This window comes from Clostridium sp. YIM B02551 (assembly GCF_022324735.1).
GTDB lineage: Bacteria > Bacillota > Clostridia > Clostridiales > Clostridiaceae > Clostridium_T > Clostridium_T paridis.
The window spans coordinates 23082-47928 of record NZ_JAKGTF010000016.1 but is presented as its reverse complement, the minus strand read 5'-3'; the positions used below and the strand labels follow the sequence as shown (position 1 = coordinate 47928).

Here is a 24847-nt window from a genome sequence, read left to right as displayed (position 1 = left end):
CTATTTCTTTCTTTTACTTTTGTAAATATATTTCCCCAAATGAAAATTTTTTATTTCACTTTTTTATACAAATAAGGGAGCTTTAAATAAAGCTCCCTTAACTCATATTTATTTAATCATATCTATAACAGCCTTAGCATACTCTTCTGTAATACCTGTTTTCCCATTTATCCTTACTAGATGAGTATTTATTTCTTCATCCTTCATGTCTAAATCATCTATCACAACATACTTATCAATATCTTCATGTTCATTTAGCCATACCTTAATTTCCTTTGCCTTTACATGACTAAAGGTTTTTCTGGTTATTATTTCTTCATTGCTAAAATCAGGTGTTTTCCCAAATAACTTTATGTCAAACTCACATAAAATTTCATATAAGCTCTTTGAATAATCATCCTGTGGCATCATATCGTCATCAAACCATAATTTCCAACCAGAGGACATAACGATAACAGCTCCTGTTGTATCAACGATATTTTTTAAAATACTTACGCAATTTTTATCAATCACTTGATTCTTGTTATTTAAAAAAAATTCTTCAGAATTAAGAACACCGTCTATATCAAGGAATATAACCTTCATAAATTGTCCCCCCAAAATCTTAACCTATTGTTGCTTCAAAGCACAATTTTCCATCACTAAACCCTTTAATTACATTTCCTTCATGTTTCAAATATACTGGATTACAACCATAAACAGGACTTACATATTTTACTTCTATTTCACTTGCCTTAGTAGTGCTGCAAAGCTCTTTAAGTAGGAATAATCCTTGTACTACTGGATTATCTGTTAGATGAATAGAATTGGTGTCCCCAGTTCTATAGCTAAACTCTGCAATTTCTTCTTTTGAAAAAGTTCTCCATAATGTGCCTACATCTTGAATAGTTTCTTTTTTAGTTTCTTCCTTAACCTTTACATTCATCATTAAGTAAACTGTTAATGTTTCTGCAATTTCATCATTAATGTATCCATTGCAGTTTAATATACATAGTTTACTATTACCTTTAACAACTTCATTTTTGTAAATTTCTTTATCTGACTCTGCCCTGAACTGCTTATATTTAACCTTGGCTATAAAAGCTCCCTCATATACAAAATCATCTTGTGTCGTAAATGCTTTAAATAAATCTAACATATTTTATCTTTAGTGAGAGAGTGTATTGCAATTACCAAACCCTCACTAAAACTCACCACCTTTATTCATATTTTTTTTGCTGTAAATCTCTCTAAATTTAACTATTTCATGTATCTATATACCAATTCATAACATCTGCGTTGAGTCCAATCTGCCAAAGACGCTTGGTAGCTTACGTTTCCCAATTGACTGTCATTACCTTGATCTTCTTTAGATTTTTTAGCTCTATTTTCTTTTTGGGCTATCCATAATACCTCTTCTTTATTTAATTTTGTCATTTCATTAGAAGGTAATTGCTGTTTTAATATACTATAAATTTCATTTAGCTCATTATCCCACTCGTTATATTTTTTGTCTGCTAAGACTAACATATCATGAGTTACACCAGTGGCTGCATTTTTATATTCTTGAGATGAAAGTATTTCATTTTCTATATTGTCTAGCTTACTTATGTAGTCTTGCTTACTAGCATTTATCCTAATTTTTGAGTCTGTCATGTAGTATTTCACCAGTTCATAACACCTATTTTTTGTTAATTCACACAAAACAGAATAGCGTGTTATCGTGCTCGCAGACTGTTTATCTAGCTCCTTTTCTTTATTTTCTTTATTGGTTATCCATTTAACTTCTTCTTTCTCTAGGTTCTTCATTTCATCAGAGGATAATTGTCCTTTTAATAAGTCATAAATCTCATTCAGTGCTTCATCATACATATAATAACTTGTAGCACTGTATATACCACCAACTGACGATACTCCTTGGTCATATTGTTTCTTTTCTGGCAAATCATTTATCTGCTTTTGTATACAGTCCAATCTACCTAAAAATTCTTCTTTCCTTCCTTCAATTTTGGTTGTTTTAGCATCATCAGTAGTTTTATCTTGTTCTTCTTTACTTATTGAATTTTCAGTATTTTGTGTCTTTTGGGTGTTATTCGAACACCCCACTAATGTATTAAGTGACAATACTATTGATACAAGAATTACAATCTTTTTATATTTCATTACTTTCCAACCTTCTTAATTTATTTAATTTTTCTCCTTTAGCTAGCATATATTTCTGTGTCCATGCACAATGAGATAAACATTTTAGGCAGGTTTCACAGTTGTATACATCAACAATTAAATCCCTGTCTATTCCAGCTTCCCATGTTGTTCCGTGTATAACTTTTGCTGGACATATGTCCTTACAAATAGTGCAATCTCCGCACTTTGGCATAATTATTTCTGTTTTTTCTATAGGTAGAGGTGCATCCGTTAAAACACTACACATGCATAGTGCACTTCCGTACTCCTTCGTAACTAGTAAATTATTTTTCCCAATCCAGCCTGCACCAGCTAAAACTGCAACCTTTTTATGTGGAAGGGACGTGGTTTTTATTTCTCTCTCAAAAAGATCGTGCTGGAGTAAATTTCTTTCAGATTGAGAAAAGGCTTTATATCCTTTAGAAATAATAAATTCTTCAGTCCAATCTGCAAGGTTATCAGCTCTATTTTCCTTATCTGAAAACTCAGAATAATCTAGTATGTTTTCTTTAGATAACTTATAAATATACCTTGTACTTAGAACAACTCCTATTAAAATTGCTTTATTATATCCCCTATTTTCTTTTGGCGAAAGATTAGATATTTCTACTGTCTTTATAAAACTTGCACCAAGAGTTTTTAATTTTGAAGTTAGTTCCTGCAACATATATAACACCCCTACTCACTAACTAAATTCACGAGCTTTACTTTATCAATTACTTAAACCCAAATAAACTATGTCCTTAAACGTACCATCTGGATGTATATATTCTTTAAATAAACTAGGAAAAATACGAAGATCTTTTAATTTTTCTAACGGTATCCATTCAAATCCAAGTGAATTAAAATCTGGATTATTACCTATACAAATATTTTTCATATCCTTTAATGAACACTTAAAGAAATATTCTATTTGGTGTATTCTTTCAACAATACCACCTTTATCATAATTATCAAAAAAGGCCTCTCTTACACATACCATTTTTTCTATAATTATCTCACTATTTATTTCTTCTTTACACTCTCTACGCAAAGCTGAATGCATATCTTCAAAGGTATTTTGTCCACCACCTACACAAGCATAAAAAATGCCCTCTTTATCTTCATATTTACATAAAAGAATCTTACTATCTTCTATAATAATTGCTCTTACAGCATTTCTGATATGATTTCCTTGCATTTTAATTCCTCCCTAATTTCACTCTAAAAACTTTAAATACTTAGATACCGTCTTATATCCTTCTCCCTTAATTATAAAGATTTCCTTTGTCTCTTCATTTTGAATTAAATATCCATCTTTATCTACAACTTGAAATCTATCACTTTCTATAAACTCATCTCTTAATTCAGATTGCTTAGGATCTAAATTATATAAAAATATAATTCTATATGCAGGATTTTCAAACTTTTCATCTACAGGCTCTTTTCTATTAAATATTCTAATAATATCACTTACAGCTACTTTCTCTTTTGCAGGTTCAAATATTTTAGTGTCATTTATCCCTATTGTCATGTTTCCATCTTCTGAATATTTATCTATCCCTATATAAAGAAGTCTTTCATCTGTTTTGGGCAATTTCTTTTCTGCTTCTACTCTACTACATCCATAGCCTACTATAGCCAAAGTAAATAACAGTATACTAACTAAACCAATCTTATATTTCATAAGTCCCCCTAAATATTACCAACTATTATAATAATACCATAACTATCTCTTTTCTTTTAGGATTTTTACCCTTTATCATATATAAATTAAAATATGATAGAAAATAAGAAATTTACTTTTCTACTTGACCAAATTATTCTAGTATAATATAATTTTATCAACAAAAAGAGCACAAAATGGGGTACACCACCGAAAGGGTGTAAGTCTCATTTTTGTGCTTTTTTTTCGGGCAAATTTGGAAAGGAAGTGAAAAAATGAAAGTAAATGGGGCTTTAATTTCTTTACAAAGCAGTATAAGTTTATTAGATTTTTTAAGTGAACAAAACTATGACGTAACTAAAATTGCTGTTGAACGCAATGGTGATATTGTGCCTAAAGCTGCATACAAAGACACTATGCTTTACGATGAAGATACTATAGAAGTTGTAAGATTTGTAGGAGGTGGCTGATAAGTGAAGATAACCTTAAATGGAAAAGAAACTGAAGTAAATTTAGATACAGCCTTTGAAGTGAGAAATCAATTTGGAGATGAAAGTGACATTATAATCCTAAATGGATTTCAAATAGACAAGGATAATAATATATCTGAAGATGATATTTTAACTATAATCCGTAAAGGCACTATGCCAAAGGAAGAAGAACTTGAAAGCATGATGATGGCAAGACATACTCCTCATGTTCATAAGAAACTAAAGCAAGGTAAGGTTGCTATAGCAGGCCTCGGTGGACTAGGTTCTAATATATCAATTATGCTTGCAAGAATAGGTGTTGGGCATCTATTATTAGTGGATTTTGATATTGTTGAGCCAAGCAATCTTAACCGTCAATGCTATAACATAAGCCACTTAGGACTACCTAAAACACTTGCCCTAAAAAAGCAAATTGAAGAAATCAATCCATTTATCAAAGTTGAAACCGTAACTACTAGAGTAACTGAAGATAATGTTGTTGAACTTTTCAGTGGCTATGATGTTATCTGTGAGGCTTTTGATAAACCAGATGCAAAAGCAATTCTTGTTAATGTTGGACTTAGTGAATTACCTAAGGCTAAAATAGTTGCTGCTTCTGGTATGGCTGGATACGAAAGTTCTAATTTAATAAAAACCACAAGACCTATGAAAAATTTATATGTTTGTGGGGATTTAGAAAATGGTTCTGGAATAGGAAGTGGACTTATGGCACCAAGAGTACAAATATGTGCTGGTCATCAAGCAAATATGATACTTAGATTATTAGTTGGAATCGAAGAAATATAGGAAGGACAGATAAAATGAGTGATAAGTTAATAATTGGGGGACATAAATTTCAATCAAGATTTATATTAGGTTCAGGTAAATTTTCACTTGAATTAATAAAAGCTGCTATAGAAAGCGGTGGCGCTGAAATGATAACTTTAGCACTTCGTCGTGCAAATGTTGGTGGAGAAGAAAATATTCTAGATTACATTCCTAAAGGTATTACGCTGTTACCTAACACTTCAGGCGCTAGAAATGCTGAGGAGGCTGTTAGAATAGCACGTCTTGCTAGAGAAATTGGATGTGGTAATTTTGTTAAAGTTGAAGTAATACATGATTCAAAATATTTATTACCAGATAACTATGAAACAATAAAAGCTACTGAAATACTTGCAAAGGAAGGATTTGTTGTAATGCCATATATGTATCCAGACTTAAATGTGGCAAGATCCCTTGTAAATGCAGGTGCAGCAGCAGTAATGCCTTTAGGCTCTCCAATTGGAAGTAATAAAGGTCTTTGTACTAAAGAATTTATTCAGATATTAATTAATGAAATTGACTTACCTATAATCGTAGATGCTGGTATTGGCCGTCCATCACAAGCATGTGAAGCTATGGAAATGGGGGCTTCAGCTGTTATGTGTAATACAGCAATTTCATCTGCAAAAGATGTTACTCTCATGGCAAAGGCATTTAAGCAAGCTGTTGAGGCTGGTCGTGAAGCGTATCTAGCTGGTCTCGGAAGAGTTCTAGATCTTAAAGGCGAAGCATCAAGTCCTCTAACAGGATTTTTGGAGGATTAATTATGGAAGCTATAAAAGTAGATCATATGAAGTATTTAGATGACATGGAAGTCACTGATTCCGAAATTATGGACAAGGTATTAAAGCTAGTAAATGAATATAAACATGAAAACTATACAGAAATTGACGTAAGAAAAGCTCTAGCAAAGGATACTCTTTCAATTGAAGATTATGGCGCAATACTCTCTCCTGCTGCCTTGCCATTACTTGAAGCTATGGCAAGAAAATCAATGGAGGAAACTAAAAAGCATTTTGGTAACTCTGTTTGTCTTTTTACTCCATTATATATTGCTAACTATTGTGAGAACCATTGTGTTTACTGTGGTTTTAACTGCATGAATAAAATTCACCGTGGAATGCTTTCCTTAGAAGAAATAGAGGCTGAACTTAAGGAAATAGCTCTTACTGGTTTACAAGAAATTCTCCTTTTAACTGGTGAATCTAGACATATGTCAGGAGTTGATTACATTGGTGAAGCAGTAAAATTAGCTTCTAAATACTTCTCTACAGTTGGTATTGAAATATATCCATTAAATTCTGATGAATATGCTTTTTTACATGAATGTGGGGCGGATTTTGTTTCTGTTTATCAAGAAACCTATAATACTGATAAATATGAACAGGTTCATTTAAGAGGGCCAAAGAGAATTTTCCCATATCGCTTTAATGCTCAAGAACGTGCAATACTTGGGGGTATGCGTGGTGTTTCCTTCGGAGCATTACTTGGACTTGATGATTTTAGAAAAGATGCCTTTGCAGCAGGGTTACATGCTTATTTTATACAGCAAAAATATCCTCATGCAGAAGTTTCCTTCTCTACTCCTAGATTAAGGCCTTATATAAATAATGCAGATAATAACCCAAATGACGTTCACGAAAAGCAACTTCTACAAGTTATGCTTGCTTATAGATTATTTATGCCTTTTGCAGGTATTACAATTTCTACAAGGGAAAGAGCTGGTTTCCGTGATAATGTTATTGGACTTGCAGCTACAAAAATATCTGCTGGAGTTAAGGTTGGTGTTGGCGGTCATAGTGAAGAAGAAAAAGGCGATGAGCAGTTTGAAATCTCTGATCCCAGAAGTGTAAATGAAGTTCATGAAATGATTCTTACTAAAGGCTTACAACCTGTTTATACAGATTATATAAGAGTTTAGGTGGAGATTATGCTAATTTGTGTAACTAATAAAAAACTTTGTAAAGATGACTTCTTAAACAGAATAAATCTCTTAGCAAAAGGAAACCCCTATGGAATTATGTTAAGAGAAAAAGACTTAACCCTATTTGAATATGAGGCATTGGCAATAAAAGTGAAAGAGATTTGTGAAATTAATCAAGTTTCTCTTATTATAAATCAAAATATAGATGTGGCCTTAAAGCTTAATATTCCTAGTATTCAACTATCTATGAGTAACTTAAGATTATATAAAGATAAGCTTTCTAAATTTAGTAACATAGGAGCTTCTATACATTCTGTAGAGGAAGTACGGGAAGCTCAAGAATTAGGTGCCACTTACTTAATTGCAGGTCATATATTCCCTACAAATTGTAAAAAGGGAGTTCCTGAAAGAGGACTCACATTTTTAGAAGAAGTGTGTAATGCAGTTAGCATTCCTGTTTTTGCAATAGGTGGAATAACTGATGATAAGTTAGAAGCTGTTAAAAATACTGGGGCTACAGGTGTATGTGTTATGAGTGAAGCTATGACATGCACAGATCCAATTAATTTTGTTAAGAGATTTTCATAAATTAAAATAAAGGGTACGTTTGCTTAGTTAGCAAACATACCCTCCTTTTTCCATATCTTAAATTCCATTGAATCTAAAATTAGCGTTTTACTTAAGTCCACTACTCCATCTTTTAATAAATCTTTAGCCATTATATCTAAACCAAGGTTAACATAATATTTCTTATAGTTATTATTAATAGCTACTATTATCTTTTCTTCATTAAAGTTTCTTTCAAATATCAATACATTATCTTTGCAATATAATACTTTATAATCCCCATAAACTATGGATAAATTATTTTTTCTTATTTTAATTAAACTCTTATACCAATTAAATAATTCAAGGTTTTGTTTATCCTTTTCCCAAATCATACATTTTCTTGATTCCGGGTCTTCTCCTCCAGTAAGTCCTATTTCATCACCGTAATAAATATATGGAACACCTATATAGCTAAATTGAAATCCAATTGCTAGCTTCATTCTCTCAATATTATTTTCACATTCGGTTAAAAATCTTTGAGTATCATGACTTCCAATTAGATTCCACAGTTGTCTTGTAATTCCCTCCATATATATGGTGCTATTTAGCCCTAGTATCTCATTAAACTGTTCTACTGTTATAGATCTTTTTGCAAAGAAATCAATCAAAGCTCCTTTAAAAGGATAATTCATTATTCCATCCATTTGATCACCCTTTAAGAAGGATGTTGCCTCATGCATTATCTCTCCAATAATTATGCTGTCATTCTTACATTCCTTAACCCTCTCCTTAAAGCTTCTCCAAAAACTATGATCTACTTCATCACATACATCCAGTCTCCAACCATCTATTCCTACTTCTTTTACCCAAAACTCCCCTACCTTAAGTAAGTACTCCTTTACTTCTTTATTACTGGTATTTAACTTAGGCATTGACTTAATATGGTTTGAAAAGGAATAATAATTAACCTTCTTTTGATCTACAGGATAGCTATCTATAAAATACCAATCCTTATATTTTGATTTTTCACCATTTTTAAGTACATCCTTAAATGCAAAAAAGTCGTCTCCAGAATGATTAAAAACACAATCAAAAACTATCCTTATTCCTCTTTTATGACATTCTCTAACCAGTGCTTTTCCCTCTTCAAGGGTTCCAAATTGAGGATCAATATTATAATAATCATTTACATCATATTTATGATTGGAGGAAGATTTAAATATTGGAGTTAAATATATTAAATCCACCCCTAAATCTTTTAAGTAATCCAATTTGCTTATAATACCCTTTATATCCCCCCCAAACATTGATTTAGGGGTTACAGAAGTTCCCCACTTTAATGTATTCTTTGGATCATTGTCTTTATTTCCATTAAAAAATCTATCTACAAAGATTTGATAAACTACAGATTCTTGAAGCCAACTTACTTCTTTATACAAATCCCCTTCCGCTATATAAGGATATTGAAAAGCTGTCGCTTCATCCTTTGGTATTTTATAATCCCTTAGACCTCTTTCATCTAAATAATAAATATTATTTTCCTTATCAACTAACTTAAAAAAGTATCTATATCTATTTCTTTCTACAGATATATCTGCTTTATAATAATCAAACAATTCTGTAGTTCTATCTATTTGCATTCTCTCTGTTAAAAATTCATCTTCCCAATCATATCTATCCTTATAGCATAAAATGCAGTCTTTTATATCACCATTTGCAGTTCTTAGAACAACTCTTAATGTGTTTAAATTCTTCCCATATGCATATGGTGTATCTGTTATATGATAAATCGCATGTTTATTCAATGTATATTCCTCCTACTTTTCTATGATAATTATTTCATCTATTCCTTTATTGAACCTGCTACAAGTCCTCTTGTAATAAACTTTTGAATACATACAAAAACTATTGCTAAAGGAATTGAAATTAATATAGAAGCTGCTGCATATTGTGGCCAATTAGTTACTTTATCCACCATAAGACTCTTTAATCCTGGAACCAATAGCTTTAATGATTTTTCCTTAATTAAGGCTGCTGAAAAAACAAACTCTCCAAAGACACAAATGAATGAGAAGAAAAATATAACTACTGCCATAGGCTTGCTTAAAGGCAATATTATCTTTGTAAACACCTGCCATGTAGTAGCTCCATCTACCATTGCAGCTTCGTCTAAAGCCTGTGGAAGTCCATCAATAAACCCTTTCATAAGCCATATATTATAAGCACTACCTGCACATAATACCAAGACTAAAAACCATAGATTATCCATACCAAATGGTACTTTGTAGGCAATTGCAAGTATTGCTGGAACTGCCATGCTTGATGGAAACATCTGAAGAATTAATAGAGTCATAAGTCCATTTTTTCTTCCCGTAAATCTCATCTTTGAAAATGCATAGGCAGCTGGCATTGTCATAATAAGTTGAATGGTTGATACAGCTAATGCTACAAAAGTTGTATTTAACATCCATTTTAAAAATCCATCTTTTGCTGACAATACAACCTTATAATTTACCAGGCTTATTTCTTTAGGAATTAAGGATTTTTGCATAAAGCTTGTACCAGGAGATAAAGAAGCTGTTACTATTGCAAAAACAGGAAATATTATAATTAAAATTGATATCCATAAAAAAATTCTCTTTCCCCATAAAGCGGCTCTTTCACCCTTATTCATTTTATGTTTATATGTGATCTTTTTTGAACTTACTTTCTTTACATTCTGCTCTATTTTCACTTCCATAACTATCCCTCACTCTCCTTAAACTGTCCTGAAATATTCATATTGATAATTGAAAGTGTTCCTATAATTAAAAATAGTAATATAGACATTGCTGCACCTAATGCAAAATTTCCTTGTAAGGTTGACATCTTATATGTTGCAGACCCAAGAATATCTGTCCATCCAGCAAAGGATGATCCTGCCTTTGATGGGCCTCCATCAGTTAATAAATATGCCGAATTAAAGTTATTAAAATTAAAGGCAAAGTTTGAAATTAATAAAGGATAAGAAGTCTTAGCTAGTGAAGGTAACGTAATCTTTGTGAATTTTTGAAACCCAGTTGCTCCATCTAAATCTGCTGCCTCGTAATGGGTATCAGGTATTGCAGAAATAGCCCCCATACAAACATTCATCATGTAGGGAAAACCAATCCAAAGATTAATAAGTATAACTGCAAGTCTTGCTGCAAAAGGCGTTGTTAACCACATTATTGGTTCTTTTATTAAATGCAGCTGCTGTAGCATGAGATTAATTAATCCATATTGACTATTAAATAATCCTCTAAATGAGACTATTGTGATTGCTCCTGGTAGTGCCCAAGGAATAACTAATAATCCCTTATATATAAAGGATTCCTTCATATTTTTATCACTTAAACACATTGCAAAAATTAGACCAATGAAATAGCATCCAAAAGTGGATATGGCCGTAAAGATTAATGTCCATAATAGCAGTGGAAAGAACTGCGATTTAAGTGCTCCAGTTAATATCTGCTGAAATTGATAAAGTCCAACTATCTTCCAACCTGCCGCTGTTCCATATCCATAATTTTGATTTTTAAGAGAATAATTTGTAAAAGCTATGAAGATTGTATATAACATTGGAAGTATACTTAATACTGTAATGCTAATAAGTGCTGGTGTTAGATATATATATGCTTTTCTATTTTTCTTTGCTTTTAAGTTCTTCATATATACCCCCTTATAAGTATTTTTTAGGGTACACTAATTTAATTAACCAGCATACCCTTGGGAAATATCTATTTATGCTTACTTACTTACTTCTACTGCATCTTTAACTGCCTTTTGAATATCTTTTGCAACAACCTTTGGATCTTCTCCACCTAAAATTCTTTGTATATTCTTAACTGGATCCCATATTGCTTGTGTTTCAGATACATTTGGCATTGGTACTGCATATGCTGTTTGTGCTATAAATCCTTGGGTATATTCATTATTCTTTACTGTCTCTTTATCTAATTCTGATTTTAGTACTGGTATTCTATTACCTGTTGTATATAAATCTTCTCCACTATTTTTAATTAAGTATTTCATTAATGACCAAGAATCATCTTTGTTATTTGATTTACTACTAACAAAGGCTGCTTGAACTCCCAAAAAAGACTTTATATTTTTTCCATCAAGTGTTGGAATTGCTGTTACTCCAAAATTAACCCCTGCATCTTTAAACCCTGCAACATCCCATGGTCCACCAATATAAAAAATTGCGTCTCCTGACTTAAAGGAATTATTTGCGATATCTTGAGTAATATCTGCTGGCATAAATTTGTCTTTTTGAACTAAGTCTTGAAGGAATTGATATGCCTTTATAGCTCCCTCATTGTCAAAACCTAAGTTAGTTACATCAAGTTTTCCATTTCCACCACCAAATACATAGCCTCCTTCTGTTTGCATAAAGGCAGCTGTATAATAAAAATCATTTATAGGAAATTGAAAACCACTTTGCCCATATGCCTTCGCCTCTGTAATTAGTTCCTCCATTGTTTTTGGTACTGTTTTTACCTTATCCTTGTTATAAAATAGTGCATAGGTTTCCATGGATATAGGAACTCCATATGCTTTTCCATCATAGGAAACTGCATCCCATATGTTCTTTCCTACATAATCGTCTCTATTAACTAAGTCACTTGGAACTTCTTCTAATAAACCAGCTTTTTGAAAGGTACCTAAATTGTTATGTGCAAGTCCAAATAGCATATCTGGACCTTTTGAAGAGTTTGCAGCTGTCAAGAATTCTTGATATCCAGAATCATCTTTAACTACCTTAACTTTTTTATTATTTTCCTTTGCCCACTTTTGCGCAATTTCATCTACTTTAGCCACTTCATTATCCATTAAATTTGACCAGACAACTATTTCTTTTTCATCGCTTGTTTTAGTAGATGCTTGTCCACAACCATAAAACAAACTAGTTCCCATAACAACTGTTAACATGCCTGCAATAAACTTTACTTTTTTATTCATTATATCCCTCCAAATTTATGACTATAACTTAACGATAACGATTGCAATCTTTATGATTTTATTATACTTATTTGAAGTTACCTAATTTGTTTATAATTAATATTTTTGGTCTTTTTTGTATGTTATTTATTTTTACTATATAATTAAATTGATAACAATTTAGAGGGGAATAGTTTTTATGTATGATGCATACGAATCGGATGAGTATTTTTTTAATAATGATGCAGTATTTTTAATTGAAAATAAAGACAGAGAGAAGCTAATTAATTTAACCTTTGATAAGCATAAAAATGAGATTTTAGAAAATATATCTCCTGTAACTAAGCGAAATGATCTTTTAATTTGGAATGTACTTTTTGCAAGAGAAGTTATTACCAATGGTACTTCAAAACAATATTTGCATACTTTATATAATAAATTCTATAAACAAATACAAGAGAACTCAAAACTATCTGCTTTGCAAAAGATAGAACTAGATATGATTAATTCTTACTTTGATATATTAATAAATTACCTAGAACTTAAAGATAATCTAGTAATAAATAAGATAATTGGATACCTTTATTATCACATAGAGGACAAGGTTACCTTAGAAAATATAGCTTCTGATTTAAAACTATCAGTTGGATATATCTCTAATACCTTTAAAAAAAATATTGGCATAACTATTATGAAATACTTTAAACAGGTGAAGATAGATCGTGCCAAGGTTTTATTAGTAACTACTGATAAAAGCGTATTAGAAATATCCACACTACTTTGCTTTTGCGACCAAGGAAATTTTTCAAAGACCTTTAAAGCTATTGTAGGCATGACTCCATTAGAATATAGAAATTCTTCTTCATTAAAATAAAAGAGGGAAATTAAAAAATTCCCTCTTACTTATTTTACCTTATATAATAGTCATCATATGGCAAAATAGCTTTATTTTCTAATCTTTCAAACTTCTTATTAATTAATGCTAAAATTCTTTCCTTAGCATCTGGAATGGCTTTAGTTATAATATGTTCTAATTCATAAACCTCACATAAATTATTAATAACTATATCTATTATCTCTGAAATAAATTGTTCTTTTTCATATTTTGAAGCAAGATCCAGTCTTAATACTCCAACTTTAGAAATATCTTTATAGGATACTTTCCTATCATAGAATTCAATAGTTCCTATAGCTTTATGGTTCTGCTTATCTACAATGGAAAAACGTACATAGTATTTATCTTTATATTGGTCAAGCCAAAACTTAATGCATTCTTCCATTTGTTCTAAAGTTTTATAAAAAAAATCACTTGTACAATTGTCACTATTAAATAGTTTAAACGCCTTAGGATCCGAATAACATTCTAATAAATCTTGAGCATCCTTCTCCTCCACCATTCTATAGATAAACTTATCACTTTCGTATACTGGACATTTTTCATAAATTGAATAACTCATAAAACTCCTCCTTTTTATTTACTATGCTTAAATTATAAAAGGGGATATACGACAACTATATGGCGTATATTATTCATAAACTCCAATAATTTCTTTTGCTTTTGTTATAAACTCATCTCTTAGTTCTTGTGGCTCAAGTATCTTAATTTTATTACCATAACTTAGAAGTATTCCCTTCCACCCTATTTCATTACTTGGAATTTTAAAGCCTAATATAAAATCCTTATTTTCAAGTTCTTCAATATTTCCCTTTGGAAAATATTCCTCAATTGAAACACGTATTTCTTTTTTACAGAGTAGTTTTACATCTATATAACTTCTGTTATCCGTCTTTTCATACTCCTCTAATAATTCATTTATATTTTCATGCTTTATAGAAAAGAAACCTTTTAATTCTTTGAGATTTCTCATTCTCACTAACTTATATAACCTATAATCTTTTTTATCTCTATCATATCCAAACATGTACCAAGCATACCATTTAAACATTATTACTAGTGGTTCTATTATTTTTAAAGACTGGTCACCATATGAATTTGTATATTCAAATTCTATAATGTGTTCTTCTTTTATAGCATGTCCAATTATATTCACGTATTCATCAATATAGTTACCTTCTCGAGATGTACTTAGGTCTAGCTTTACTTGGGGTTTAATTTCTGCATTTCTCTTAGATATACTTAGTAATTTTTCTAATGTCTCTTCAAGTTTATTATTTCTATAGGCTGAATTTAGACCTTCTAATGCTGTAGCAATATATAGATAATCTTCTGAACTTGCTACTTGTTTTTCTAGTCTAAAACTCTCCTCAATTGAATATCCTCCATTTACTCCATGCAGCGAAATAATAGGGATTCCAGCTAAGCTTAAACTTTCAATATCACGTTGTATTGTTCTAGTAGAAACTTCGAATTTTTTTGCTAATATAGCTGCACTTACAGTATTATGATTTAATAAATATATGATAATTCCAAGTAATCTATCAATCTTCATTTCTTCACTCTTTCTCATAACATTTATCTAAATTATACCATAAGTGAACAAAAGGACGTTTTGTCCGCATATTAACGCATACAAAACACCCTTTTACCTCTTGCTTATCTTATAAAGTTTGTAAATACTTTATCTTCTCTTTTACTCTTCTCTAATGTATCTTTTCCTGCTTCAGAAAGCTTTAATAGTAATGCCATATTCTTTCCTAATACTCTCATGATTTGCATTCCTTCTTCATCTTGAGTAGCTTCTCCTGGTGCTGTACCATGTACTACATTCCAATAGTTTGATGAAGGCATTAACATTTCTGAGTAGTTAAGATAGTTATTTAATTGATTAAATACTGGAACTCCTCCAGATCTTCTTACTGCAACAACACTTGCTCCTACTTTATGTCTAAGCATACCATTATTAACTGATGTTACATAAAATGCACGATCTAAGAAAGATTTCATAGTTCCTGCTATTGCTGAATAATGTGTAGGTGATCCTATAATTATTCCATCAGCTTCCTTCATTTTTTGAATCCACTCATTAACTTGGTCATTTTGAACTACGCATTTCTCATTCATATTTCTTACGCATCCACCACAAGCTAGACATCCACGTATTACTTTATTTCCTACATGGACAATCTCTACCTCTATATTTTCCTTTTCTAATTCTTTTGCAACAGCTTTTATTGCCTCAAAAGTATTTCCATTTTCTCTTGGGCTTCCATTAAATGCAACAACTTTCATAATATATACCTCCAATATTTTTGTTCATGTGCTCATTATATGACTCCATATACTAACCCACAAGTACGCACTTTTTAGTTAGTCTCTTACTTTTTGGTAAGATTTATTGTGTTATTTATCATTATCTTATATTATTAAATTGAAAATATTTTTACGTTTTACATTAATCAATCTAAAGGATGGTACTTAAATGATAGAATTTAACGGTAGAGAATATATATGTTTATTAGATTTTGCTATGGATTTAATTAGAGGTAAATGGAAGGCAGTTTTACTATGCCATCTATATAATGGACCTAGAAGATTCTTAGAACTTCAAAGAATAACTAATGGAATAAGCCAAAAGGTATTAAATGAAAAACTTAAAGAACTTGAAAATGATGGACTAATAGACAAGGAAGTTTATGCTGAAATCCCACCTAAGGTTGAATATTTCCTTACAACCAAAGGAAAAGATTTAACAAGTATAATTAAAGAAATTGAAGGTTGGTCAATAAAGTATTATCCCGAATTAGATAATAAATGTGAATAAAGACGTTTTATTTAATAAAACGTCTTTCTAAAAATTATATTAATGGTAACTTAACTTCAAATATAGTCTTTTCATTATCACTATAAGCTGTTATAGTTCCCCCATGTAATTCAATTATGTTTTTTGTTATAGCAAGACCTAAGCCTGAGCCCCCTATTTTGCTATTTCTTGATTTTTCTACTCTATAGAATCTATCAAATATATATGGTAAATCAATTGGAGATATTGCTTGCCCGTAGTTAATCACCTGAACCACTGCCATACCCTCTTCTAATTTTGTAACAACATCAACATATAACCCATCTTTTCCATACTTAATTGCATTTGTAAGTAAATTTTCAATAGCTCTAACTAATTTTCCTGAATCAGCATCTACTATTAACCTATCTTCTGAAAACCTAACTCTTGATTGCATCTTTGTATTTTTAAATTGATATTCAAAATATGCAACTACCTGTCCTAGTAACTCTACTAAATTTATTTCTTCTTTTTCTAAATTAATAGTATTGTTTTGCATTTTAGTAAGTTCGAATAAATCATTTATAAGTAAATTTAGTCCTTTTGCTTTCTCATAGGCAATGTTAGCATAGTATCTAAGTTTTAATTCATCCTTATATTTATCACTATCAATAATTTCTAAGTATCCAATTATTGATGTTAATGGAGTTCTTAAATCATGTGATACATTTGTTATTAAATCACTTTTAGTCTGCTGGGCTTTTCTTTCTTCTATTGTTATTTCCTTTAATTGCTTTGATATGCTATTAATATTATTTACTAATCCTTTAAAATCACCACTTGAATTAACTTTTATTAGCCTATCTAAGTCCCCATTTGCCATTATTTCTGTTTCATCGATAATAGCTGCTAAGCTCCTATTCTTTCTATAGGTAATAAGAAAATAAGTTACTGCAAATACAATTATACCTAAAAATATTTTAGTATTTTCTCTAAATAAGATATATCTAAGATATGCCCAAATGTCCCAAATGTTAAAGCTACTTTGATTTGTTACATTATTATACGATATAATTACTATTTTTCTAGTTATTCCGTATATAATATATGTTATTAATGCCGATATCCCAATATCAGCTAAGGATAAAAAATAATGTTTATATATTCTATTATTTTTCAATTTTATATCCAACTCCCCATACAGTGTGAATTACCTTGTTTCCTTCCATGTGATTCTCTAACTTATCTCTTAATCTACTCATATGTACCATTACTGTATTATTAGATTGAAAGTATTTTTCTTTCCATACCTTTTCAAAAATCTCTTCTGCACTAAATACTCTTCCTCTATTAGTAGCTAAAAGATATAGGATTTCAAATTCTCTTGCAGTTAATGATATTTCTTCACCCTCTTCATTTGTTACCTTATGTTTGCTCTTATCTATAATCATTGATTCAATTCTAATTATGTCCTCTTCTGTCTGCATTTTAGCGTTAAAGAAATATGCTCTTCTAAGTAGTGCTCTTACTCTAACAATTAGCTCTAAATGATTAAATGGCTTACAAACATAATCATCAGCTCCAGTCATAATTCCTTGAATTCTGTCCATATCTTCTGCCTTCGCACTTAACATTAAAATTGGCATATTATATTTTTCTCTAACACGTTTGCATACCTCTAGCCCATCCATTCCAGGCATCATTATATCTAAAACTAGTAAGTCTATTTTTTCTCTAACTAAAATTTCTAAAGCTTCTATACCATTACTTGCTTTAAATACATTAAGACCTTCATTTGTAAGATTTATTTCTAATAAATCTCTTATTTCTTTTTCATCATCTACCACAAGAATATTGTTATTCATTTTACCCTCCAACTTCGATAATGTATAATTATTTTTCTAAATATTCTTCTAATGTAATCCCATTATCATGAATATATTTAGCTGCATCTTTCCCAACATATCTAATATGCCAAGGTTCATATTCAATACCTGTTATATATTTCTTTCCATAAGGATATCTTATTATAAATCCAAACTTATAACAATTCTTATCAAGCCATTCTGCTTCTTTTGTTCCCTTTACAAAACTTTGCTTCTGATTTGTTACATCTATACATAATCCTGTTTGATGCTCACTAGACCCTGGTCTTGCTACATATGAGTCTGCAATATTTTCTCCTTGTGTTTTCACTCTGTTGTTATATGTATTTTCTTGTGATTTATAAGATCTATATCCTGAATTACCTAGAAGGGTTATGCCATCTTTTTTTGCTGCATCAAATAATCCTTCCAGTGGCTCTTTAATAATATCAGAAACGTGCCTTTCCTCATTACTTGTTCCGTGAACAAATGTTATATTGGGTATAGTTAAATCCTTAGGTTTAAAGTTTTTATTTAGTTCATGTTCCTCATTAACTAATACTAGTTTATCATCTCCATCATTATTTTCTATAGTCTCTGACTTATTTTCTTTACTAAAATTTAATACACTTTCCTTTACCTCTTCTCCTTTAGACTTTGATGCTATATGATCAAACATGTACCAAAATCCACAAATTATAATTACAAATGCTATAAATCTTTTAAATATTTTTTTCATACCCTTGCTCCTCTTCCTGAAAACTCAAATATTATCTTATGAATTCATTGTAGAAGAGAGACTTTACGTCACTTATAAGAAATTCTTACAAAACCTTAAGTTTAAAATAATCAAATGGTCAATTAATAAAAAACTTCTTCATAATTGTCATAATATTCTTGAAGTTTATGGAAAAATTATATATATAATGGTAAAATATTTTAAACTACATAACATTACTAAAATTTATCATTTAATTTCATTCTCAACTTTATCTGCTTAAATCAACGGTGTAGAAATTTGATTTTAGTAGGAGGAATTGGTATGAATTACGTGGGATTTACCTAGTTTGTGAAATGTAAATTTATTTCTCAAATTTCATGAAAATTTTAGGAGGGTATGTAATGTTTAAAAAAGCTTTAAGACTATGTTTAGTTTTTGTATTTCTTTGTACAACCATGTTTAAAATTAATGTTCATGCAGCTGACTATACTTATGGTGTAGATGTCTCAGGTTCTACTGCTACTATATGGTTTAAATCTGCTGTAAATACTTCCTGGGTTGATGTTCATTATAAAGTTAATTCAGGAGATCAACAAAATCTTAGAATGACTTATAATAGCAGTGCTTCAAGGTATGAGCAAACTGTAACAGTGACATCTAGTAATATCATCGATTACTCTTTCACTTATAACAATGGCACTCCTGCTTATGATACAAGCTGGTATAGTTATACTGTTGGCTCATCTACAAATCCAACTACTGGAGTTACCTTCTACCAAGATATATATTATGGCGGTGCCTCAAAAACATTAGGATTAGGTAATTACACACTTTCTCAATTAAATTCAGCTGGGATTCCTGACAATTGGATGTCTTCTTTAAAGGTACCAAGTGGATGGACTGTTGACGTATATGATGGAGATAACTTTACAGGAACAAAATGGACCTATACCTCAAGTTCTGATTGGATTGGAACTGATGCAAATGATAAAATGACCTCTGTTAAGATTTACACAGGTTCCTCTTCTACTGAACCGCCACAAAAATCTGGATATGTAACTTTGCAAGTTAAGAATAATACCAATGGCAAATATTCTGATAATCAGATTTACTGGGCAATTGTAGGACAAGACCCTGTAACTAAACAATTTGTTCATGTTGATCTAAATGGAAATCTTATTCCTATGTCACTAAGTGATAATGATGCAGCTGGTCACTTAACTAAAACTACTCCAGATGGTACTTTTAACTACACAAATTACTTCACCAAAGCGAGTGATCGAAATTACGCATTTGTTCCTAAGATGATAGGTGCAAGAATGTATATAAGCTATGGTGAGCCTCTTTATATAAGAATTAATCAAGCTGCTGACGGATTAATTGGATATGCGGGGCCTAACCTAGCAAACACATCAGACCCAAATAAAGGTATAATGTTCGAATGGTCTGAATTTGCATGGACTAGCAATGGTTTCTGGATCAATAATACAAGAGTTGATCAATTCTGCTTCCCATATAATATACAATTAGTTGGTCAGAGTGGATATAATAGAACAAATGGTGATATTGGAACAAGGGCAGAGCTTATGAGTGCTTTCCAGAATTCTGTACCAAATGAATTTAAGTCACTAGTTCAATCTGATAGAATTTATGCTCCTGCATCTGGACTTGGTACATTTGCTGCATCAAAAGCTAATTCTCACTATTTTGATAACTATATAAATGATGTTTATAACTACTATACAACTCATGAACTAACCTTTAATTGTGACCGTGGAACTTACAGTGGTCATGTGGTAGGTAGCGATTTTGTATTTAATAAAAATGGCGGAGCATATAATCTATATATCCATGGAAAACCTACTACTCAGGAAGTATTGTTAGGTAATGGTATATTAGATGGTGGAAATGACGACGAAAAAGCAATTAAGACTCAAATTTGTGCAGCATTTAATAGACATGTAATGCTTGATCCTGCACATTGGAATAACTCAAGCTACTTCTATCAAGCTGCACCTGCAAATTACTATGCAGCATTCTGGCATCAACACTCTTATGAAAACAGAGCATATGGTTTCTGCTATGATGATGCTTTTGATTTTAGTAGTACACTCCAAGTAACTGATCCTAAATATGCAATAATTAATGTAGGCTGGTAATAAAATAAATGGACATTTTGTTTGTCATTTAAGACAAACAAAATGTCCTTCTTTATTCTTATAACTTTATTATTTTATTACAGTCATACCACCCATGTATGGTTGTAATGCAACTGGAATATTTATAGATCCATCTTCATTTAAGTTATTTTCTAAGAAAGCTATAAGCATTCTTGGTGGTGCAACTACTGTATTATTTAATGTGTGAGCGAAGTACTTACCGTTTTCACCATCTACACGGATTTTTAATCTACGTGCTTGTGCATCCCCTAAGTTTGAACAGCTTCCTACTTCAAAATATTTCTTTTGTCTTGGAGACCAAGCTTCTACGTCAACAGATTTAACTTTTAAATCTGCTAAGTCACCTGAACAACATTCTAAAGTTCTAACTGGTATATCCAAAGAACGGAATAAATCTACTGTATCCTTCCATAGTTTATCATACCATTTCATGCTATCTTCTGGTTTACATACGACAATCATTTCTTGTTTTTCAAATTGGTGAATTCTATATACTCCTCTTTCTTCTATACCATGAGCCCCTTTTTCTTTTCTAAAACAAGGAGAATAACTAGTTAAAGTATGAGGTAATGAACTTTCTGGTAATATTGTGTCTATATATTTACCGATCATTGAATGCTCACTAGTACCGATTAAATATAAATCTTCTCCTTCAATCTTATACATCATTGCATCCATTTCAGCAAAGCTCATAACACCAGTTACAACTTCACTTCTTATCATGAAAGGTGGTATACAATATGTGAATCCTCTATCTATCATAAAGTCTCTTGCGTAAGAAATTACTGCTGAATGAAGTCTTGCTATATTACCCATTAAGTAATAGAATCCACTTCCAGCAACCTTTCTTGCACTGTCTAAGTCTATTCCACTAAGTTTCTCCATAATTTCAGTGTGGTATGGAATTTCAAACTCTGGCACCTTTGGCTCACCAAACTTTTCCAATTCTACATTTTCACTATCATCTTTTCCTATTGGAACACTTGGGTCAATTATGTTTGGTATTACCATCATAATCTCTTTAACTTTTTTATCTAATTCACTTTCCTTTGTTGCTAGTTCAGCTAAGTGTTCAGATTCTGCATTAACCTTTTTCTTAAGTTCTTCTGCTTCCTCTCTCTTACCTTGTGCCATTAATCCACCAATTTGCTTAGAAATCTTGTTTCTATCAGCTCTTAAAGCCTCTGCTTCTTGCTTTGCATTTCTAAGTTCGATATCTAAAGCAATTACTTCATCAACTAATCCAAGTTTACTCTCTTGGAACTTATTCTTTATATTTTGTTTTACTATCTCTGGATTCTCTCTTACAAATTTTAAATCTAACATATTCTTCCTCCTAAATAAATATATAATAATTACTAAATAAGAATAAAAAAACTCCATCCCATATAATAATGGGACGGAGATAATCCGCGTTGCCACCCAAATTGCTGGATAAAATTATAGCCAGCCACTCAACAAAGTAGGATAAAGGGTACTAACCTTTCGATTCATCATCGACAGCTCCAAAAGTGGAAAGACTTAACCTTTCACCGATTCACACCAACCATCGGCTCTCTTAAGAAATTTATAAATCGTAGTTTTTATCATCGCTGCTTATATATCATTATGCTTAATTATATATTTTTTTATACTTAATTTCAAGTATAAACTAACTTTAGTTTTTTTAACCATAAATAAATTATAAAATACTTTAAATATTCATTGCCTATATTTAAAGTTCACCTTATAATAAATTTTATTAAAATATAGTCGATATTATAAATAGTATAAAAAACATTGTTAGTAGTTGAAATTTTTACATAGAATAAAAAGATTTACTTTTTAGATTTCATTTTACAATACATATAGAGGTGAATTACATGAAAAAGATAATAACAGTTATTGGAGCAATTATTGAAAATGAAAATAAAGAAATACTTTGTGCACTTAGATCTCCTAAAATGTCTCTTCCTAACCACTGGGAGTTTCCTTCTGGAAAGCTAGAAAAAGGTGAAGGATATAAGGAAGCAGTAGAAAGAGAAATAAAGGAGCAATTAAACTGCTCCATTGAATTTATAAATGTTGTTAAATATAACACTCAGGATTATCAGGATTTTATGATGACTTTAGTTACTGTTAAATGTAAATTAGTATCTGGAATTCCAATTTCAAAAGAACATTCTAAGCTTCTATGGTTAAATAAAGAATATTTACCTTCATTAAAATGGATTAATGCAAATATTCCTACGGTTGATTTACTAGCAGTTCAATAACAATATAAATCCGTAAATTAAAAAGATAAAGCATCTCTGGTTTTTCAAAAGTGATGCTTTATCTTAATACCTAATATTATCTACTTATATAAATTTTTAGATAAATCTCTTAACCTAACTTCATCTAATATAAATATTTTCTTATCATCACATCTTATAATTTCTTTTTCTTCAAGTTCATTAAAGGTTCTACTTAAGTGTCTATAGGTAGTACCTAAAAATTGAGCTATTTCCTTAAATGATGAGTTTAAAATTATATATTCATTATTATCTATGTATTCAACCAAGTAGCTTGCTAACCTATTTATAAGAGTATATATAAAGTTATATGAGCTATTATTGATAGTTGCATCTAACTTTTCGCTTAAGGAATTAATTAGATGATGCAAAAAATTCAAATTATTATAATACTCATCTTGAAGTATCTTTGATGGGATTACTATTAAGTGAGCTTCTGATATGGCTTCTACATCACAGCGTATAGGAATATTTTTTAATAATTCTATATCACCAATGGTTTTAAATGGACTATAGAACTTTAAAAACATAGATTTTCCATTCTCAAATAAATACGATATCTTAACCTTTCCTTCCACAAGTAAATAGTAATAATCAAGTTTCTCTTCTGCTTCTAAAATCAATTCCCCATTTTCGTAAAAATGAAGTTCGGCATAATTAATTATATTTTCATCAAACAACTTTTCTATATCATATTTATCAAAATACTTATCTATAAGGTTTCTATCATAAATTCTCTTCATAACTCCTCCAAAATAGGACACATGTCCTATTATACTTTATATAAATATGGTAACTTATGAATTACAACATGTAAAGCATGGTATAATTATAGAAACAATTTAAATGGAGGATACTATGAAATACGAAGTTATATTATTTGATGCAGATGATACTTTATTTGATTTTAAAAAATCTGAAAACAATGCTTTTAAAAATACGATGATTCAGTTTGATATAAGCTATGATGAAGATTATCATTTAAAAGTATATAAAGAAATTAATAAGGCATTATGGAATGATTTCGAAAAGGGAAAAATTACTCAAGAAAAATTAAAGATAGAAAGATTTAAAAGATTATCAGATAAAATAGGGATTAAGTTTGATTCACATGAATTTGCAGCTGCTTATGTAAAAAACTTAGCTAATGAATCCCATTTATATGAGGAAAGTACTACTCTTGTAGAAGAACTTCACAAAAATTATAAACTAGTTATGGTTACTAACGGGCTTACTGATGTTCAAGATAAAAGAATTAGAAAATCATCTCTAGCCAAATATTTTGAGCACATAGTAATCTCCGAAGAAGTGAAGGCTTCAAAACCAGACGCTAAGATATTTCAGGTTGCTTTAAATTATATACAGCATTTTGATAAAAGCAAAGTAATTATGATTGGTGATAGTTTAACTTCTGATATAAGGGGTGGACTAAACTTTGGGGTTGATACCTGTTGGTTTAATCCTTCTAATACTAAAAATCAATCTGATATTAAGCCTACTTATGAAATTACTACTTTAATGGATCTAAGGAAAATACTTTAAAACAAAGAGGATGCTATGTTTGTCACCTAAGGCAAACATAGCATCCTT

At 30.5% G+C, this 24847-nt stretch carries 28 protein-coding genes and 1 other annotated feature; of the genes, 10 read left to right on the top strand and 18 right to left on the bottom strand.

The features are described 5' to 3' along the window. Positions 1-108: 108 nt before the first annotated feature. The 6 genes from L1S47_RS17630 to L1S47_RS17605 all read right to left on the bottom strand — a co-directional run bounded on the left by L1S47_RS17630 (position 109) and on the right by L1S47_RS17605 (position 3829). Positions 109-585, bottom strand: coding sequence for an HAD domain-containing protein (locus L1S47_RS17630; RefSeq protein ID WP_238885436.1), 477 nt, complete (start codon positions 583-585; stop codon positions 109-111). A gap of 19 nt (positions 586-604) precedes the next feature. Next, positions 605-1138, bottom strand: coding sequence for a hypothetical protein (locus L1S47_RS17625; RefSeq protein ID WP_238885434.1), 534 nt, complete (start codon positions 1136-1138; stop codon positions 605-607). A 101-nt stretch (positions 1139-1239) separates the two neighbouring features. Further along, complete coding sequence (locus L1S47_RS17620) at positions 1240-2142, bottom strand: lysozyme inhibitor LprI family protein (protein ID WP_238885432.1); 903 nt, start codon at positions 2140-2142, stop codon at positions 1240-1242. Then, entirely contained in the window at positions 2132-2830 is a 699-nt protein-coding gene (locus L1S47_RS17615; RefSeq protein ID WP_238885430.1) for an epoxyqueuosine reductase, read from the bottom strand. Before L1S47_RS17615 ends, L1S47_RS17620 begins: the two co-directional genes overlap by 11 nt. Positions 2831-2875: 45 nt before the next feature. Continuing rightward, positions 2876-3343: an NUDIX domain-containing protein gene (locus tag L1S47_RS17610; protein WP_238885427.1), complete on the bottom strand. Its 468-nt coding sequence runs from the start codon at positions 3341-3343 to the stop codon at positions 2876-2878. Positions 3344-3361: 18 nt separating this feature from the next. After that, a complete protein-coding gene (locus L1S47_RS17605; RefSeq protein WP_238885416.1) occupies positions 3362-3829 on the bottom strand; it encodes a hypothetical protein in 468 nt (155 codons plus the stop codon). A 254-nt stretch (positions 3830-4083) separates the two neighbouring features. Between L1S47_RS17605 and thiS the strand changes: the two genes are divergently transcribed. From thiS to L1S47_RS17580, 5 genes are read left to right on the top strand one after another with little or no spacing between them, the layout of a single operon-like run. Next, complete coding sequence (gene thiS / locus L1S47_RS17600) at positions 4084-4278, top strand: sulfur carrier protein ThiS (protein ID WP_238885414.1); 195 nt, start codon at positions 4084-4086, stop codon at positions 4276-4278. 3 nt (positions 4279-4281) lie between these two features. Continuing rightward, positions 4282-5085 carry a sulfur carrier protein ThiS adenylyltransferase ThiF gene (thiF, locus tag L1S47_RS17595; RefSeq protein ID WP_238885412.1) on the top strand — a complete coding sequence of 268 codons (804 nt, stop codon included), beginning with the start codon at positions 4282-4284 and terminating at the stop codon, positions 5083-5085. 14 nt (positions 5086-5099) lie between these two features. Beyond that, entirely contained in the window at positions 5100-5867 is a 768-nt protein-coding gene (locus tag L1S47_RS17590) for a thiazole synthase (RefSeq protein WP_238885410.1), read from the top strand. 2 nt (positions 5868-5869) lie between these two features. Further along, complete coding sequence (thiH, locus tag L1S47_RS17585) at positions 5870-7024, top strand: 2-iminoacetate synthase ThiH (protein WP_238885408.1); 1155 nt, start codon at positions 5870-5872, stop codon at positions 7022-7024. Between the two features lie 9 nt (positions 7025-7033). Continuing rightward, positions 7034-7615: a thiamine phosphate synthase gene (locus L1S47_RS17580; RefSeq protein WP_238885406.1), complete on the top strand. Its 582-nt coding sequence runs from the start codon at positions 7034-7036 to the stop codon at positions 7613-7615. Between the two features lie 23 nt (positions 7616-7638). Here the strand turns inward: L1S47_RS17580 and L1S47_RS17575 are convergent, their stop codons facing one another. The 4 genes from L1S47_RS17575 to L1S47_RS17560 all read right to left on the bottom strand — a co-directional run bounded on the left by L1S47_RS17575 (position 7639) and on the right by L1S47_RS17560 (position 12559). After that, positions 7639-9381: a glycoside hydrolase family 13 protein gene (locus tag L1S47_RS17575; RefSeq protein WP_238885404.1), complete on the bottom strand. Its 1743-nt coding sequence runs from the start codon at positions 9379-9381 to the stop codon at positions 7639-7641. A 38-nt stretch (positions 9382-9419) separates the two neighbouring features. Next, on the bottom strand, positions 9420-10316 hold the full coding sequence (locus L1S47_RS17570; protein WP_202768480.1) for a sugar ABC transporter permease: 897 nt from the start codon (positions 10314-10316) through the stop codon (positions 9420-9422). Between the two features lie 2 nt (positions 10317-10318). Continuing rightward, the gene (locus tag L1S47_RS17565) at positions 10319-11266 is read right to left on the bottom strand and encodes a carbohydrate ABC transporter permease (protein ID WP_238885402.1); all 948 of its coding nucleotides are present in this window, start codon (positions 11264-11266) and stop codon (positions 10319-10321) included. Between the two features lie 78 nt (positions 11267-11344). Then, positions 11345-12559 (bottom strand): maltose ABC transporter substrate-binding protein, encoded by a 1215-nt coding sequence (locus L1S47_RS17560; RefSeq protein WP_238885400.1) that lies wholly within the window; start codon positions 12557-12559, stop codon positions 11345-11347. Between the two features lie 178 nt (positions 12560-12737). Between L1S47_RS17560 and L1S47_RS17555 the strand changes: the two genes are divergently transcribed. Then, on the top strand, positions 12738-13412 hold the full coding sequence (locus L1S47_RS17555; RefSeq protein WP_238885398.1) for an AraC family transcriptional regulator: 675 nt from the start codon (positions 12738-12740) through the stop codon (positions 13410-13412). A 34-nt stretch (positions 13413-13446) separates the two neighbouring features. On the opposite strand, the gene L1S47_RS17550 is transcribed toward L1S47_RS17555, so the two are convergent. From L1S47_RS17550 to L1S47_RS17540, 3 genes are all read right to left on the bottom strand, one after another. After that, positions 13447-13995 (bottom strand): GNAT family N-acetyltransferase, encoded by a 549-nt coding sequence (locus L1S47_RS17550; RefSeq protein WP_238885396.1) that lies wholly within the window; start codon positions 13993-13995, stop codon positions 13447-13449. Between the two features lie 69 nt (positions 13996-14064). Further along, positions 14065-15006 (bottom strand): YafY family protein, encoded by a 942-nt coding sequence (locus L1S47_RS17545; protein WP_238885394.1) that lies wholly within the window; start codon positions 15004-15006, stop codon positions 14065-14067. Positions 15007-15092: 86 nt separating this feature from the next. Further along, positions 15093-15728 (bottom strand): flavodoxin family protein, encoded by a 636-nt coding sequence (locus L1S47_RS17540; RefSeq protein ID WP_238885392.1) that lies wholly within the window; start codon positions 15726-15728, stop codon positions 15093-15095. Between the two features lie 190 nt (positions 15729-15918). Here L1S47_RS17540 and L1S47_RS17535 point away from each other — a divergent pair, with 190 nt between their 5' ends. After that, on the top strand, positions 15919-16260 hold the full coding sequence (locus L1S47_RS17535; RefSeq protein ID WP_238885390.1) for a helix-turn-helix domain-containing protein: 342 nt from the start codon (positions 15919-15921) through the stop codon (positions 16258-16260). Positions 16261-16294: 34 nt separating this feature from the next. Here L1S47_RS17535 and L1S47_RS17530 read toward each other — a convergent pair whose 3' ends face one another. The 3 genes from L1S47_RS17530 to L1S47_RS17520 are packed head-to-tail and all read right to left on the bottom strand — an operon-like array spanning position 16295 to position 18822. Next, the gene (locus L1S47_RS17530) at positions 16295-17398 is read right to left on the bottom strand and encodes a cell wall metabolism sensor histidine kinase WalK (protein ID WP_238885388.1); all 1104 of its coding nucleotides are present in this window, start codon (positions 17396-17398) and stop codon (positions 16295-16297) included. Beyond that, positions 17388-18083, bottom strand: a complete 696-nt coding sequence (locus L1S47_RS17525; protein ID WP_202768471.1) for a response regulator transcription factor — start codon at positions 18081-18083, stop codon at positions 17388-17390. Before L1S47_RS17525 ends, L1S47_RS17530 begins: the two co-directional genes overlap by 11 nt. A 28-nt stretch (positions 18084-18111) precedes the next feature. Continuing rightward, on the bottom strand, positions 18112-18822 hold the full coding sequence (locus L1S47_RS17520) for a M15 family metallopeptidase (RefSeq protein ID WP_238885383.1): 711 nt from the start codon (positions 18820-18822) through the stop codon (positions 18112-18114). A gap of 383 nt (positions 18823-19205) precedes the next feature. Between L1S47_RS17520 and L1S47_RS17515 the strand changes: the two genes are divergently transcribed. Then, a complete protein-coding gene (locus tag L1S47_RS17515) occupies positions 19206-20963 on the top strand; it encodes a glycoside hydrolase family 64 protein (protein ID WP_238885381.1) in 1758 nt (585 codons plus the stop codon). 69 nt (positions 20964-21032) lie between these two features. Here the strand turns inward: L1S47_RS17515 and serS are convergent, their stop codons facing one another. Next, entirely contained in the window at positions 21033-22310 is a 1278-nt protein-coding gene (gene serS / locus L1S47_RS17510; protein WP_238885379.1) for a serine--tRNA ligase, read from the bottom strand. A gap of 66 nt (positions 22311-22376) precedes the next feature. Continuing rightward, positions 22377-22586, bottom strand: a binding site (T-box leader). A 260-nt stretch (positions 22587-22846) separates the two neighbouring features. Between serS and L1S47_RS17505 the strand changes: the two genes are divergently transcribed. Then, positions 22847-23239 (top strand): (deoxy)nucleoside triphosphate pyrophosphohydrolase, encoded by a 393-nt coding sequence (locus tag L1S47_RS17505; protein ID WP_238885377.1) that lies wholly within the window; start codon positions 22847-22849, stop codon positions 23237-23239. Positions 23240-23319: 80 nt separating this feature from the next. Here L1S47_RS17505 and L1S47_RS17500 read toward each other — a convergent pair whose 3' ends face one another. After that, the gene (locus tag L1S47_RS17500) at positions 23320-24000 is read right to left on the bottom strand and encodes a Crp/Fnr family transcriptional regulator (RefSeq protein WP_238885375.1); all 681 of its coding nucleotides are present in this window, start codon (positions 23998-24000) and stop codon (positions 23320-23322) included. A 115-nt stretch (positions 24001-24115) separates the two neighbouring features. Between L1S47_RS17500 and L1S47_RS17495 the strand changes: the two genes are divergently transcribed. After that, positions 24116-24799, top strand: coding sequence for a YjjG family noncanonical pyrimidine nucleotidase (locus L1S47_RS17495; protein ID WP_238885373.1), 684 nt, complete (start codon positions 24116-24118; stop codon positions 24797-24799). Positions 24800-24847: the final 48 nt, after the last annotated feature.